13 protein-coding genes, 1 tRNA gene and 1 riboswitch are annotated in these 13,385 nt (G+C 52.9%); of the genes, 2 read left to right on the forward strand and 12 right to left on the reverse strand.

Features of this window, described 5'->3' with window-relative positions:
• The coding region (locus tag BUC26_RS00005) for a transposase (protein WP_208609660.1) at window positions 1-300 on the forward strand (300 nt) is incomplete at its 5' end.
• Here the strand turns inward: BUC26_RS00005 and BUC26_RS00010 are convergent.
• The 12 genes from BUC26_RS00010 to BUC26_RS00065 form a co-directional block, all read right to left on the reverse strand.
• A complete protein-coding gene (locus tag BUC26_RS00010; protein ID WP_073372785.1) occupies window positions 268-633 on the reverse strand; it encodes a hypothetical protein in 366 nt (121 codons plus the stop codon). The two genes, BUC26_RS00005 and BUC26_RS00010, sit on opposite strands and share 33 nt — an antisense overlap.
• Before the next feature lie 74 nt (window positions 634-707).
• Window positions 708-986: a Mor transcription activator family protein gene (locus BUC26_RS00015; RefSeq protein ID WP_073372786.1), complete on the reverse strand. Its 279-nt coding sequence runs from the start codon at window positions 984-986 to the stop codon at window positions 708-710.
• A gap of 19 nt (window positions 987-1,005) precedes the next feature.
• A complete protein-coding gene (locus BUC26_RS00020; RefSeq protein ID WP_073372787.1) occupies window positions 1,006-2,286 on the reverse strand; it encodes a tyrosine-type recombinase/integrase in 1,281 nt (426 codons plus the stop codon).
• Between the two features lies 1 nt (window position 2,287).
• Window positions 2,288-2,530: a hypothetical protein gene (locus BUC26_RS00025; RefSeq protein ID WP_073372788.1), complete on the reverse strand. Its 243-nt coding sequence runs from the start codon at window positions 2,528-2,530 to the stop codon at window positions 2,288-2,290.
• On the reverse strand, window positions 2,527-3,126 hold the full coding sequence (locus tag BUC26_RS00030) for a hypothetical protein (protein ID WP_143165861.1): 600 nt from the start codon (window positions 3,124-3,126) through the stop codon (window positions 2,527-2,529). The genes BUC26_RS00025 and BUC26_RS00030 overlap by 4 nt, the downstream gene beginning before the upstream one ends.
• 384 nt (window positions 3,127-3,510) lie before the next feature.
• A complete protein-coding gene (locus BUC26_RS00035) occupies window positions 3,511-6,312 on the reverse strand; it encodes a toprim domain-containing protein (RefSeq protein ID WP_073372790.1) in 2,802 nt (933 codons plus the stop codon).
• The gene (locus BUC26_RS00040; protein WP_073372791.1) at window positions 6,309-6,827 is read right to left on the reverse strand and encodes a hypothetical protein; all 519 of its coding nucleotides are present in this window, start codon (window positions 6,825-6,827) and stop codon (window positions 6,309-6,311) included. The genes BUC26_RS00035 and BUC26_RS00040 overlap by 4 nt, the downstream gene beginning before the upstream one ends.
• Window positions 6,828-7,055: 228 nt before the next feature.
• Complete coding sequence (locus tag BUC26_RS00045) at window positions 7,056-7,265, reverse strand: helix-turn-helix transcriptional regulator (RefSeq protein WP_073372792.1); 210 nt, start codon at window positions 7,263-7,265, stop codon at window positions 7,056-7,058.
• A 188-nt stretch (window positions 7,266-7,453) separates the two neighbouring features.
• Window positions 7,454-8,482 carry a hypothetical protein gene (locus BUC26_RS00050; RefSeq protein ID WP_073372793.1) on the reverse strand — a complete coding sequence of 343 codons (1,029 nt, stop codon included), beginning with the start codon at window positions 8,480-8,482 and terminating at the stop codon, window positions 7,454-7,456.
• Window positions 8,483-8,596: 114 nt separating this feature from the next.
• Entirely contained in the window at window positions 8,597-9,778 is a 1,182-nt protein-coding gene (locus BUC26_RS00055; RefSeq protein WP_073372794.1) for a tyrosine-type recombinase/integrase, read from the reverse strand.
• A gap of 165 nt (window positions 9,779-9,943) precedes the next feature.
• Window positions 9,944-10,033: transfer RNA gene (locus tag BUC26_RS00060), tRNA-Ser, on the reverse strand.
• Window positions 10,034-10,170: 137 nt separating this feature from the next.
• On the reverse strand, window positions 10,171-11,163 hold the full coding sequence (locus BUC26_RS00065; protein WP_073372795.1) for a sirohydrochlorin cobaltochelatase: 993 nt from the start codon (window positions 11,161-11,163) through the stop codon (window positions 10,171-10,173).
• Between the two features lie 116 nt (window positions 11,164-11,279).
• Window positions 11,280-11,466, reverse strand: a riboswitch (cobalamin riboswitch).
• A 214-nt stretch (window positions 11,467-11,680) separates the two neighbouring features.
• Between BUC26_RS00065 and BUC26_RS00070 the strand changes: the two genes are divergently transcribed.
• On the forward strand, window positions 11,681-13,375 hold the full coding sequence (locus tag BUC26_RS00070; protein ID WP_073372796.1) for a uracil-xanthine permease family protein: 1,695 nt from the start codon (window positions 11,681-11,683) through the stop codon (window positions 13,373-13,375).
• Window positions 13,376-13,385: the final 10 nt, after the last annotated feature.

Genomic DNA, 13,385 nt, shown 5'->3' on the forward strand with positions numbered 1-13,385 from the left:
GCAACCCCGCAGGCAGCCAAGTGGCGCTTGAGCAATTTTCTACTGTGCATGGCAGAGACCGATTTGACCAGATCACCGGTGTTAAAGCCGATCATCTCCGCAATCGAAACAGTGATCAGGCACCGCCAGGCGATTGAATCACGGTGGCAGTCGGGCCACAGCAATGCTCGCCTGGAAGGCTTGAATAGCATTTTCCAGGCAGCCAAAGCACGGGCCAGAGGGTATCGGAACCCACAGACATTTATCAGCATGATTTACCTGATCGCCTCACCGGTTGGTAATCTGCTCAAATCCACTTGAAACGACGAAGAGCCAAATTTTAATACCTTCAAGCTCGGAAAGTATTTGAGCAGTGGAGCACTCCAACTCTTTTTTTGCCTCCAGGTCCCCACTGAGGTCGCTCTCAACACTTTTTATCGCAGCCTGCAGTTCTGCGCGTTGGCCTTCAAGGTCAATGATGCCCATCATAAACACCGGGTCTTCTGCCCGCGTATTCAACAGTGCCAGCTTGGTTTTAAGCTCATCAAGGTGTGTATCGAGAGAGTCAATGCGGTCAAACTCCACCATGTGTTCTTGATTTTTTTTCAGTTCGGACTCCAGGTAAAGTTTTCTTTCTATACTTTGAGCTTTCATTTCTTCCTCCGCTTGTCCTTTTTTTTAAAACAACCTTGGCACTATTACCAAGCCTTAAAAAAGAGAGATATGAATCAATCTGATGACCCAAGAATTATTTCAACACTACGGGTCGATAAACGGTATTTTCTAGCCAAAAATAGTACACTTTCTCCATTATCATACTCATTGCGAATCTTGTTATTTCTTTTTTTCCTAAAGAGTTGATCAAGGCTTCGTATATAAAGCGAGCATCCACGAAATGAAATTGCGAGTTTGATAGCATTTTCAATCCCGACAATTTCAGCAATAGATTTGAGCTCACCAGGCAATTCATCAATTGCTATTTCACTTGCTATTTCTTCAACATTCATAAACACAACTCCTTGGCTGTCATTTATTCAAAGGACTGTGCATTCCCGGATGATCTTTATAGCTTTGGGCCGAGTGAACATAAATCATTGTGGTATTTATGTCCTGATGACCAGCAAGTTTCTGAATATCATGGAGCTTGACGCCCGCTCTTGCAAGCAAGGTAAATGCTGTATGCCTTAAAGCATGAGGACTCAAAGTCTTCTGTTCCCTGCTGATAGAAGCTTTTTGTAAATATTTTTTAACAATATTTTCCACAGCCTTAACCGATAGTGGCCGATAATTGCGAGATCTCTTTATAACAAATTCGCCATCATTTCTGTCATAAATGAACGGCAAAAAAATTGGCATCCCTCCAGAGCACCTGACTCCATGATTTTTGACTGTTTCAAGCCAATCATCGAAAGCCCGAAGAGCTCTGCCGTTTAAGATAATGGCAGTCTTCGGTCGATTCTGAAAACGTCCTTTCCTATCAATCACCCATACTTTTTGTTGCCCTTTCACCCGTTCCAGCTCCAGGTTGTTGTGTTGCAGCCGGGCTATTTCGTTGGCCCGCAAGCCATAGACCAAAGTGATTAGAAGCATTGCATAATCGCGTTTTCCTATCGCTGTTCTCTTGTCAACCGCCCTTAAGAGCTTCTCTGCCTCAACCGTTGAAAGAACGCTGTAATACCCTTTATCCTTCTTTGGAAAGATCAGCTTGAGCTCTTTAAATACAATTGGATTTTTGAATTTTCTATTTTCACGCTCGACGAACTTAAAAAAGCGATTTAGAGCAATAAATTTATTCCATATGGTAGAGTCCTTACACATTCGTTCCATTCTCAAATAATCACGATACGTGGCAACTTCAGAGCGCGTAATTTCGGCAAGATCTTTGCCAGCCCAGGAAAAAAATAGTTTCACTTGATTTTCATAACTACGCTTAGTGTTTAGTGTGTTTTGCTCAGCAATAAACAAGGCAAGCATTTTTTTAAACTCATCGCTTTTAATTCCCCGGTGAGTTTTGAAATCGCCAAGCTTGCTGATGGGATTTGAAAACCCCTTTACCTGACCTTCGATAAACTTGAAAAAGCCATTCAGAATAGAAAATTTTCGTTTCGTTGTGGCCGGGGTGTGTTCTTCGGCAAGTTTTTCCTGGTACTGCCTAAGAAGCTCAATTTTCACGTGCTCAAGAGAGCTGTTCTTGAAATCAAAAAACTGCTTGATCTCGGAGCGGTATACGCGCTGACTGCCTCCATGGTATTTCTTGAGGTATTTCTCAAAAAGGCGCTTGCCCGTGCCGCCATCAATAAAGGACATGTCAACCCCTGTCGGCACCCTTGGCGTGCCTTTCGATACCTTTTTCAGCACAAATATTGCTGATCGTGGTATCGCTGAGACCGCTGATTTCCGCTAATACCACTTGCGCCACCCCCCGCTGGCGAAGCGCAACTATCTTAGCGTTCCGCTCAACTCTGAAAGGATTATCCTTTTGAACCTGCATGACTTCTTCAGCGCTCAATAGATCGACAAGCTTTTTCGCCTTTTTCGAATAGTCTTTCATTGCTTCGGTCCCTTCCCTTGACTGGTGGCGTCTCGTTCATTCCTGCCTTCAACCATCCGCGTCAAAATATGATAGGTTGCCCTGGCCTGTTCTCGGTCCAATGACCGGATATCTTTTACCTTCCGGTATTTGCGCAGCCAATTTTTTATGCGCTGTTTATCCCATCCCAGGTCCTTGAACAGCAGGCGGATATCCCGGACATGATAAAAACTCGGTAAGCTCGACGTATCCCCTTCGATCTCATTCGAGAAGCGCGGCCGGGCCGGAAACCGCCGTTCGGTTTTCCCTTGCAAGCGGTCAATCAGAAAGATTGCCTCCTGTTTTGATAAGGCCGTGATACTGGCAATGCCGATCAGCTCGGAAACGAGGGCATAAACCCCGGCTTCACCTCCGGGAAATGGAGCGGAATGGAGCTTTTTTATCTGTTCGTTCGTGATTGACTCGAAGAGCTTAATGGGCCTTTTCATGGCTTTTTTCCTGGAAAAAACAGGTAGTGGCGTATGCTCAGAACATTTACACCCTTTACACCCCAGAGGGCTTATCTTTATGATATATCGTTGTTTTTTCGGGGTGTAAATGTCTCTGAGGATGTACACCCCGGCCGATTTTATTTGCCATTTCCTTATTTTGTTTCAAAGCCTTAAGCCCTTCATATACCTTTGCACCCCCAGAAAGAGGATGTACACCCCCTCGGAGGATGTACACCACATGTACACCCCCATTTACACCCCCCCTTTACACCCTTTAAATATAATAATTATAGTTAGATAGTTAATTATGGTGTAAAGGGTGTAAATGTTTTCATATATACGCCACAGTTTTTTTCAGAATCAGCCCTTTTTGTACCACGCTTGTAGTGGTTTTGATAATCATTCCTTGCCTAGCAAACTGTTACCATCGGCTTTTTTGGCCTGACCTTACCTCTTTTTTGGTCAAAATCGGCTGACCCTTCCCTCTTTTTCTAAAACGGATATCCGCTATCATTTTGCCGAATGCCTAACAAATCGCCTAACAAAATGATGTTTCCGTGTCCCCCGATTGATGACGGCGCTTCGTTTAACCGTCCAATCTGCTCGTTCCAATATTTCCAGGGAATCACCTATCCTGGCCCCAAGCTGAGAAGCTGACCGGAATTGATTGGTAATACCCCGTGTTTTTGCCAGATAGTCAAAAGCCCTATACAACTCGCCGGTGGTCGCCTCGAAAATGATTTGCTCAGTCATCCCGGAAGAGTTCTTAAAATCGGCAGCCTTGAGCCCGTATTCCAGTTCAAAGCCGGTGGGCCGAAACTCATATTCAGAAAGCAGCGCCTCAAGCCCGTACAGAATTTTGTTGCTCTCCCGTTCTGTGGCGTAAGAGCGTTCATTCTGTGCCACTATCCATTCGTTGAGGATCATTCTCGCCACTGAAGAGCCTTTTACGTGTCCTGGTCGCGGAATGTATTTGACCACCTCGACAAGGATCAAATAGAGCATGGCGTAAAGCTCATTCAACCTTGATTTTGAGTGGTTCGGGTAATCCGTCCGGATTACTTTCAAGGTGTCGGCCTTTTTCTCTGCGATGTTCGGCAGGATGTCATGAGCGATGATCTTGAAAACGGCGCTCCAGATCAGGTCCCTGGCCTCCCGCAGATCGGCTTCAACGGCCACCGCCTCTTTGAATGCCGGGTTATGAAACCGCTTGTCAAAAAGGATTTCGTTTGTTCGCTCGATCAGTTCCGGCTCAACAAAAGGCTCAATTGAGGTCACGAGAAGCTGAGTGCATGACCGCTCGTAAACGTTGTCAGAATCGCTCCCTGCTTTTCGCTTTTGCCGGGTAATGCCAGTGGCCGCGGTCAACAGAAAATCGCGCTTGCCGCCGCGCACAGCGTCAGATTCGAGGTTATCCGAGATGGTCAGCGGGGAAATCGCGGCCTCGGAAAAATCGGAAGCCGCCGATCCGGTGGTTACGCAATCCTCGCCGTAGATGACGGTTGAAAGCATGGAAGCGGCCGAAGTCTTGCCACAGCCTTTGGTCCCGGAAAACTTGGTGATGCCCCTGGCTTTGATATATTGCAGCAGCACAACATTGAACAGCAGACAGACGACAAAGTAACGATCAGCATTGTCACAGGCGAGATTGTCAAATATATGAGTCTTCAAGCTCGTCATGCCTTTTCGGATATCGGCGTTCGGTATGAAGCGGAGCGGGTGCATTTTCGGCGAGCTCCGGAGCAAAACCCGTTCGGCGTTGGTGCCGTTCGGAACCACTTCTATTTTTCCAGGGCCGATTTTGAGGAGGTTGTTGTACTCGCCGCACAGGTTGAAATAGACCGTGCTTTCCTTGAAGTTCGTGAAAATCCAACCCGGAATAGAGGTGTGATCGCCTTTCAGATAGGCTTGGCTTTCTATGTTCTGGATGATCAGCCGGGCACCATTGGTGGCGGCGTTTATCCCCGCCTCATGGTAGAGCAGGGCCTTGAACGGCGTGTTGTTGCCGATCTGGTAAATCCAGTTGTTAAAGTAGAGATGGCACGCTTCACCGTCGATGAAGAATTTACCGCTGGCCCGGAACCACTCGAAACAAATTTTCCCGTAGGTGTCGAAATCAAACTTGCGCTCTTGCCCTGGCTCGCTGATCCAGGTCGAATAAATATCTTTCAGCGAGCGCAATGGCGGAAAATACCGTTCCGCCCCTTTGAGCAAAGCCTTGAGCGCCGTCACTGGCTCCTTTTGGCCCTTCAGATGGTCGTCGATATCCTTGGCCTCAGGATCAAAACGAACGATCCGCACTTCAACGGCCTGCTCTTGCAGCAGCTTGGCCAAGGTGCCCGGCAGGCACAGCTTTTTGAGCGCCGAACAAACTTTGTCGGTGTAAGTTCTGCCGGCGTCGTCATTGTCGAAGCAGAGATACAGCGTTTTCCCCGGCGCCCAATCGGTCAGGTAGTCAAGCTGTGCCCTGGATATCTGGCCGTTGATGGCGGCAACGTGTTGATAACCGCCCCGGCCATGCACTGACAGCAGGTCGTTTTCCCCCTCAACGAGCAGAACCTCTTTCCCTTTGAAGGCGGGCATGTTGAAGAAAAGGCAACCAGCCCCCCAATGCTCGCCGGGCAGCCGGTACGTGTATTTCTTGCGCCGGTCCTTGGTGGTAAACCCGGCAACCCGGCCCTGAGGGTCAACGTGCGGATAGACGAACAAGCCGCCGATGAAGAAGTCACACAGCGTGCCGTCTTTGTTCTTGACGAGCCCGGAGCCGGTGAGCTGGTCCTCGGCATAGCCGGCGCTTTTCAGGAGTTCATGCAGCCGGCCGTCAGCGTAGCCGACCCGGAAGGCGGCAAGCGTCGCGTCCGTATGCCGCCGAACCTTCTTTTGATAACCGAGTTCCTGACTGTTGCTGAGCAAGGCGTCATGGTAGTAAGCGGCAGCCGCTTCGAAAATGGCGGACTGCTCCGTAGTGCCATCTTTCTCTTTCGCTGAGCGCGTTGTTTTCCTGGTCGCGCCTGCCGTCAGTTCGTAGCCGTGATGCTTGGCCAGGATTTTCAATGCCTCGGCCTTGTCGCACCGGTCGAAGAACTCGATAAAATCGAATACGTCACCGCCGTCTTTCTCGGTCGGGCACTGGTAGCAGTGCCAAATTAAGGCCGGCACTGTAATACGGAAGCAGTCATGCCCCCCGCAAAGAGGGCATGGTGCAATATCAACGGTGTGAGCGCCGACTTTTTTGGAGGTTCCCCCGGTACGGCCGACGATGTAGTCAACCAGGTCGGTCTTTTCCTTGAGCAGGGCGAAATTATCGGTCATGACGCCACCGTCAGCCCTTTCTTGCCCTGTCTGGAGGGTGCCGCCTGCATCAAGTCATGCTGCAGAATGGCTGCTTTCAATTCCTCGGCGGCAGGTTTGAACTCGTTGTCTCCCTCGATAACCGTATCAAGGTCTCGGATAGCCAAAAGCAAGGTTTTTCTGGCGTGCTGGGCGCTTTCGATGGCACCACCGACGACCATCTTCAATCGGGTAGCAGAAAGGCGTAACAAATACTCGTTGCTCTTCTGGTATTGCTCTGCGCAAGCCTGCAACACCCGCTCTTGCTTCTCCAGATAGAGGCTGATCAGCAGGTAAAGCCCGTGTTGCAGCTCGTCAATGTCAGCTTTGTGCGACTGGTTAAACGTGCTGCTGTCGAACTCTGCGAGACGCGCGGTTCTGAGCAATGTGCCAAGCGCACGCAATGCCGCATTGTCTTCGGTTATGATCTCTTGAAGATTAAGAGGGGTAAGGGTGCTGTGGTTGCCGTGTGCTGCTCCATCCTGATTACTAGGCATGGCGTATCCTCCGGAAAATAAAAATGCCCAGACTGTTACCAAGCCTACAACGGCTTCGGGGTCCTCGCGGATACCCCACAGTCTGGGCACATTCAATTTCTGGGAGTCGTGCAAACAAAAATTCCCGGTTTAAGGCGTACGGGAGCCGCCGTTGTAGTTTGGTTCTGGCAGAATACGGCACTTTATTACCAGGCGCAAGCCTTTTGCGCAGGATCACGGCCGGTCGCCTCACGCCGCCATGACCTCACGCTGTGCTATCCGTTCTTCAATCCAGGCGTCTATTTCCTCGGCAACCCAGGCCACCGACCGCCCGAGAGAAACGGACTGCGGAAAGCTGCCCTCCTTCATCCTGGAATAGATGGTCGACCGCTTCAAACCGGTTCGCCGTTCGACCTCCGGCCTTCTGAGCAAGGCTTTACTTTGATTCTGGCTTCGCATGTTTTACCCTCCAATTCCGTTCCGTAGAGAGCCCAGAACGTCCATGTTTGGCTTGGAAGGTAAAGGGGCTTGCGAGAATGGTCAAACCGCCCTGGTCATGAAGGGAGCAGCAGAAAAGCGTCAAGAAAACGTCGGGAAAACGGCAAACCGGTTATGATCGTTTCACCGGATGACAGTAGCGCATCAGGTCATCTTTTTCTTTTTTTGCGGGGTTCTGTCATTTTAAACAGGTGGGCGTCAATATCTTCACGGTAAGCGATTACCCGCTTACCGTCATATCTAACAGCAGGCGTGTACTTGCGTTGCGCTGTAGACACCGATTGTCCGGTATATGCCGCAATCTCCTTCCAACCAATAAGGGGCTTGCCGACTGGCTGCACGGGCGGGCTACCTTCGATTATGTCTGCCTGCTTTTCGTTTGACACGGCGGGACTGCCGAGAGCCCCGGCAGTTTTTATCTCCGGGAAAAACTCCTCTATAAGCACTACCGACGATCTTTTGAGCAACAGATCGTCCTTTGAGATTTCCACTTGACACGCAACATTCATTTTGAGTTCTCGGTTAAACTCGGTTGGAACCTGCGCCATCAAGTTTTCATCAAAGAGGATTGAGCAGTTTGCTTTGCCTGCTCTGTTGTGAGCAAACCCCTTCACACTGCTGCTGTCCGGCATCAAATAGGCAGTAACGAGCAAATCATAACCACATAAATCGGTTATTTTTTTGGAGAGGTCGTCTCCGGCTCTATCCCCGTTGAGACGAAACACGCGTAACTCAGGAAAAAACGCCCAGAAATGGAGAAAATTACCCGGCTGTTCAGAGGGATTGTCCGACAAAAAAGCCGTGAATGCTTCTTGGCGACTAACAGACGGGTATAGCGCTTCCCATTGTTTTCTTATCGTCTCCATATGCCAGTCGGAAAGTGTTTTTTCTGGCCAACAATCTTTCAAAATATCTATCAGTTTGTCTGCTTCACCGGACCCAAACCAACAATCCTCGAAAGCCGCATTAACTTCTTCTGGCAGCTTATCTTCAGGCCATAATTCCTCAAGCAATACTCTCAGAGAAGCATGAGGGAGGCAGTAGGGGATCGGGTCAAGTTCTACGTCATGCCATTCAAAGATTTGGTCCTCGGTGACGTTCGGCCAGCGCTGCCCGGCAAGCTCGGATAATTTAAAAAAACGCTTCGACAATGGAATAGGTGTTTTGAGAAAACCCATGTGTCAACCTCCCTATGGTCAAGCCCTTGCCGTATAACCGAACAGGCAGGCCGTCAGGGTCACGGCTTTTCGGGAGCGACCCTAGCCTGTCCAGGCTCGAAACCTTCATTCAGATCATTTCAGGGCTGCCAAGCCGTCAAGGTAATCAGCCCACGCCTGCATCATTTCCCGGCGTTCCGGCAAATGCTCAGCGTAATTGTAAGCAGCCTTCACGCTGTTTTTTTCCACGTGGGCAAGCTGCCGCTCGATAACGTCAGACTTCCAACCTTGCTCGTGAAGTAAGGTAGACGCCATCGCCCGGAAACCGTGCCCGGTCATTTCGTCCTTGCTGTAGCCAAGCCGCCGCAACGCGGCAAGGATCGTGTTTTCACTCATGGGGCGATCGCCGGTACGCAAAGAAGGGAAAACGTAGCGCCCCGCCCCCGTCAATGGCTCGATTTCGCGCAACACGGCAACAGCCTGACGGGATAGCGGCACGATATGAGGCCGCTTCATTTTCATTTTCTCGGCGGGTATTTTCCACTCGGCTAAATCAAGGTTCATCTCCGACCACTCAGCGTGCCGAAGCTCCCCAGGGCGAACAAAGGTCAGCGGGGCAAACTGCAGGGCGCACCGGGTAGCGACATGCCCTTGATAGCCGGAAATGGCGCGCAGCAGCTCGCCAACCTGTTTCGGGTCGGTGATGGTCGCCATCGACTTGGTCTTGTGGGAAGCAAGCGCCCCGCGCAGATCCGCGCTCGGGTCCCGCTCGGCAAGACCGCAAGCGATAGCGTAACGAAAGACCTGGCTGCAGACCTGTTTTACTCGGTGGGCAAGCTCAACTGCCCCGCGTGCTTCAATGGTTCGCAACACCTCCAACAATTCAGGAGCTGTGATTTCGCTTACCGGCCGCGCTCCGAGCCTTGGAAAAATATTGCCCTCCAATCGGGAGATAACAGTAACCGCATGGCTGTCCACCCACTGTCCCCGTTTTTTCTCGAACCATTCACGGGCCACAGCTTCAAACCGGCTTACCGCCAGCATGTCATTTTTTGCCTTGGCTGCCTTGCGATATTCGCCGGGGTCGATCCCGTCAGCAAGAAGTTTTCTCGCCTCAACGAGCCGGTCACGCGCTTGAGACAACGACACGTCAGGATAGACGCCCAGGGCCAGCGTTTTTCGCTTGCCCTGGAAGCGATAATCGAAGCGAAAATACCGCCCTGTCTGATTAACGAGCACATAGAGCCCGCGCCCATCAGTGAGCTTGTAAGGCTTCTCCTTTGGCCGGGCATTCTTGATGACGGTATCAACGAGCATTTGACGGTATCCAATAAGACGGTTTTTGCGGATACCGTCTATGATACCGTCAAATGTCGCTGGCTGTCAACGGTATTTCTCGGAACTCAGCGGACCGAAAAATAGAGCAAAACTTGATATTTTCTTTTGTTTTTGAGAGCTTTTGGAATCCCTCGGAAGCACTAATGGCGGAGGAGCAGGGATTCGAACCCTGGGTGGAGTTACCCCCACAACGGTTTTCGAGACCGTCCCGTTCAGCCGCTCCGGCACTCCTCCGCGTCTGGCGCACTCGCTATTTACGCCATCGGGCACTCCTTTTTCAAGGTAAAAAACGATTTTACATATATTTCAAACAGTTTCAACAGCTGCCCAACGATGTAATCACAGGAGCCGAGGTCACACCGAAACGAACATCACTTCAAGATGATGTTCCGCTCTTTGGCGACATCGGCGATATGATCGACGAATAATCGGGCAAAGGCGTCGTTTTCGCCGAGTCCGGTCAGTACCGGCTCGACGGTGAAACCTTCCGCGGTCAGGATGCTCTGCCAGGAATCGGCTTCCGGGCCGGCCATATCGTTGACGGCATGGTCGCCGGCGACGATCATGAACGGCTTGAGCATTACTTTTTTCTCGGTGCCGGCTTTGATTGCGGGCAGCAAGTCGCTCAGGGATGGGGAACCTTCGACCACGCCGACATAAGAGACGACATCGGGGTAGGCCTCGCGCAGTTTCTGCTGCACCTCGCCGTAGATGCCGGTGGACCAGTGCTCGTTGCCGTGGCCCATGTAGATCAGGGCTGCGCCCGCCTGCCGGGCTTGCTCGATATCTGCGGCCAGCGTTGCCACCACCGCGTCGATATCGTCGTGATAGGGGTAGCGGTCACCGGGCATGCCGAGTGCCGGCCGACCCATAACCAGCTGGTCGAACGGCCGCCACCGCTCCTTCATGGTCCGGATCGAGGCGAGGGCGTTGACATGCTGCAGCAGGTCGTGGGATTGTTCCATGAAGAACATGTGAGTCGGCTGGACGATGATCCGCCGATACCCGTCTTCCTGCAAATCGCCGATGGTAGCAATGACGTTTTTCACGGCCAGCACCTCTTCCGGGATGCCTTTGTCGAGCCAGACCTGTCGTTCAGCCCGGCGTTTTTTCCAGATCGAACGGATGATGTTGGAAGTGAAGGTGATCCGCACTTCAGTTCCCGGATAGGCGGCCCGAACCGTATCGGCAATGGTGGTGATGGCACCGATCGCCCCGGGCACCGTGGTGCCGAAATAGGCCAGGACAATGGCCGTGTCGTCCTCTTGGCCGTTCTGACCGTGGCCGGCGGCCGCGACCGGATTGGCGGCAACCAGCAACACCCACGAAACAATCAGCCACAGTACTGCACATCTTCTCTTCATAGCTCTCTCCTTGGCTCGTAACCGGTCCGGAGAAAAAAATCCCCGGACCATGATGATGATCCGGGGATGCCCTGGTTTACCCTCGTCTCGCATGCGACAGCCCGTGTCCGCGGGGATGTCGAACCTTCTTTCAGGCAGGTCTTCTGACTTCCGGATCTTTCGTGACGCCGCGCCTTCCCGATGCCGTGGCAGCAGTGGCCTATCTGCAGCGCCCGTCCCCGGTTACAGCGGCGGGCCCGTCCTCGATTTGCACGAGGTTCCCTCTTCATCCACTCATGTGGAACCTGAAAGTCTGGTCCCAGTAATTACCGGGAAGCGTCGATCATGTCAATACCGGCGAGACCGGCCTTTCGCCACGATGCTGTCGTGTCGCCGCGCGTCTCGCCGGCAACGCGGTTTTGGGCAACGGGCAAAAAAAGCACGGAAAGCTGTTGCTATTTCAAGAAGATCTGCGATAGACTTCGAAGCAACGGCAGCGCCCGGCGCTCCCCCTATAGCACGAGGAAGATGCGGTCTCATGAAACCTGCTTCTCTACTCTATGGCCTTGATGCCAAGCCCCCGGTTCCGGTCACTATTCTGCTCGGCCTGCAGCACGTCTGCATTATCGCCATCGGCCTGGTATTTCCGGTTATCCTGGTTCGTCATATCGGCGGCAGCGAGGAGCAGGCCCGCTTCATGGTCAGCATGTCGATGCTGGCCGGTGGTGTTGGCGTCATCGTCCAGAGTCTGCGCCGCGGCCCGGTCGGTTCGGGTTTTTTGATTCCTGCGGTTTGCGGTCCATCGTTTCTGGCCGCATCGCTGCTCTGCGTGAAGACCGGCGGGCTCTCCCTGGTCTTCGGTATGACCATGACCGCAGGTCTCGTCGAAGCCGCCTTTTCCCGGGTCCTGCACCGCCTGCGGGTCCTCTTTCCGCCGGAAATTACCGGCATTATCGTCGCCATGGTCGGCATTTCGGTCATTCGGGTCGCCGGCATCAACCTCTTCGGGCTCCAGAACGGCACCTACAGCCCTTCTGCGGTCATCGTCGGTTTCACCACCCTGGCGGTGATGATCGGTCTCAATGTCTGGACCCGGGGCAACCTGAAACTGTTCTGCATCCTGATTGGCATGACGGTCGGTTATCTGCTCTCTTTTTTCGCCGGCATCCTGACCGTCGAGCAATTGAGCGCTGCGGCCGGCGCCCCGCTGGTCTGGTTTCCGCTAGCCCACCATCCCGGCTGGAGTTTCAGCTGGGCAATGGTGCTGCCGTTCGCCGTTGCCGTCCTCTGCTCGTCGCTGAAGAGCATCGGCGACATTACCACCTGCCAGAAGATCAATCAGGCCGATTGGAAGCGTCCCGACATCGTCTCCATCAAGGGGGGCATCCTGGCAGATGGTATCGGTTGCTTTTCCGCCGGACTGTTCGGCGGTATGGGCCAGTCGACCTCGTCGACCAACATCGGTCTGTCCATCGCCACCGGGGCGACGAGCAGAGTCATCGCGATCAGCACCGGCGTCCTGCTCATTCTCCTTGCCTTTCTGCCGAAACCGGCAGCTATTTTCGCCATCATGCCGGCACCGGTGATCGGCGCCACCCTGGTCTTCGCGCTCGGGTTCATGGTCGTCGCCGGCTTCCAGATCATTATGTCCCGGATGATCGACTCCCGAAAAACCTTTGTCATCGGCCTGTCCATCATCTTCGGCCTGATGGTCGACATGCTCCCTGAGGCCTTTGCCGGCCTGCCGGACTGGCTGCAGCCGGTCTTCGCCTCCTCCCTGTCGGCCTCGGCCCTGTTTGCCGTGCTGCTCCATCTGATCCTGCGCATCGGCATCCGCTCGACGGCCCGCCTCGAAGTGGCGTGCGATGGCTCCGGTGCCGTTGCCGTGCTCGATTTCTTCCAACGCAACGGCGGCGCCTGGGCGGCACGTCCTGAGGTCATCGACAAGGCCGCGGCGGCGACCAGCGAATACTGTGAGCTGGTCGGCACCGATCAGGCCGGACGAACCGCCGCCATCAGCGCCCACTTCGACGAGTTGAACCTGCAAGTCGTCATCGAGCATCCCGCGCCGGCTCCCCGGTTGCCGCAGCAGGCGCCCCCTGCCGAGCTGCTGGTCACGCGTCCAGATCTGTTTGGCGAGCTCGCCGGATTCATGGTACGATCCTATGCCGACAAGGTGCGCAGCAAAACCGACGGAGACCGGGTAACCACCACCCTGTCTTTCGAGCATTGACAGAGTAAGA

The sequence above is a fragment of the Desulfofustis glycolicus DSM 9705 genome, from assembly GCF_900130015.1.
Taxonomy (GTDB): domain Bacteria; phylum Desulfobacterota; class Desulfobulbia; order Desulfobulbales; family Desulfocapsaceae; genus Desulfofustis; species Desulfofustis glycolicus.

Coding starts and splice junctions, on each gene's coding strand:
- BUC26_RS00010 (WP_073372785.1), bottom strand. CDS start 633: ATGAAAGCTCAAAGTATAGAAAGAAAACTTTACCTGGAGTCCGAACTG.
- BUC26_RS00015 (WP_073372786.1), bottom strand. CDS start 986: ATGAATGTTGAAGAAATAGCAAGTGAAATAGCAATTGATGAATTGCCT.
- BUC26_RS00020 (WP_073372787.1), bottom strand. CDS start 2,286: ATGTCCTTTATTGATGGCGGCACGGGCAAGCGCCTTTTTGAGAAATAC.
- BUC26_RS00025 (WP_073372788.1), bottom strand. CDS start 2,530: ATGAAAGACTATTCGAAAAAGGCGAAAAAGCTTGTCGATCTATTGAGC.
- BUC26_RS00035 (WP_073372790.1), bottom strand. CDS start 6,312: ATGACCGATAATTTCGCCCTGCTCAAGGAAAAGACCGACCTGGTTGAC.
- BUC26_RS00040 (WP_073372791.1), bottom strand. CDS start 6,827: ATGCCTAGTAATCAGGATGGAGCAGCACACGGCAACCACAGCACCCTT.
- BUC26_RS00045 (WP_073372792.1), bottom strand. CDS start 7,265: ATGCGAAGCCAGAATCAAAGTAAAGCCTTGCTCAGAAGGCCGGAGGTC.
- BUC26_RS00050 (WP_073372793.1), bottom strand. CDS start 8,482: ATGGGTTTTCTCAAAACACCTATTCCATTGTCGAAGCGTTTTTTTAAA.
- BUC26_RS00055 (WP_073372794.1), bottom strand. CDS start 9,778: ATGCTCGTTGATACCGTCATCAAGAATGCCCGGCCAAAGGAGAAGCCT.
- BUC26_RS00065 (WP_073372795.1), bottom strand. CDS start 11,163: ATGAAGAGAAGATGTGCAGTACTGTGGCTGATTGTTTCGTGGGTGTTG.
- BUC26_RS00070 (WP_073372796.1), top strand. CDS start 11,681: ATGAAACCTGCTTCTCTACTCTATGGCCTTGATGCCAAGCCCCCGGTT.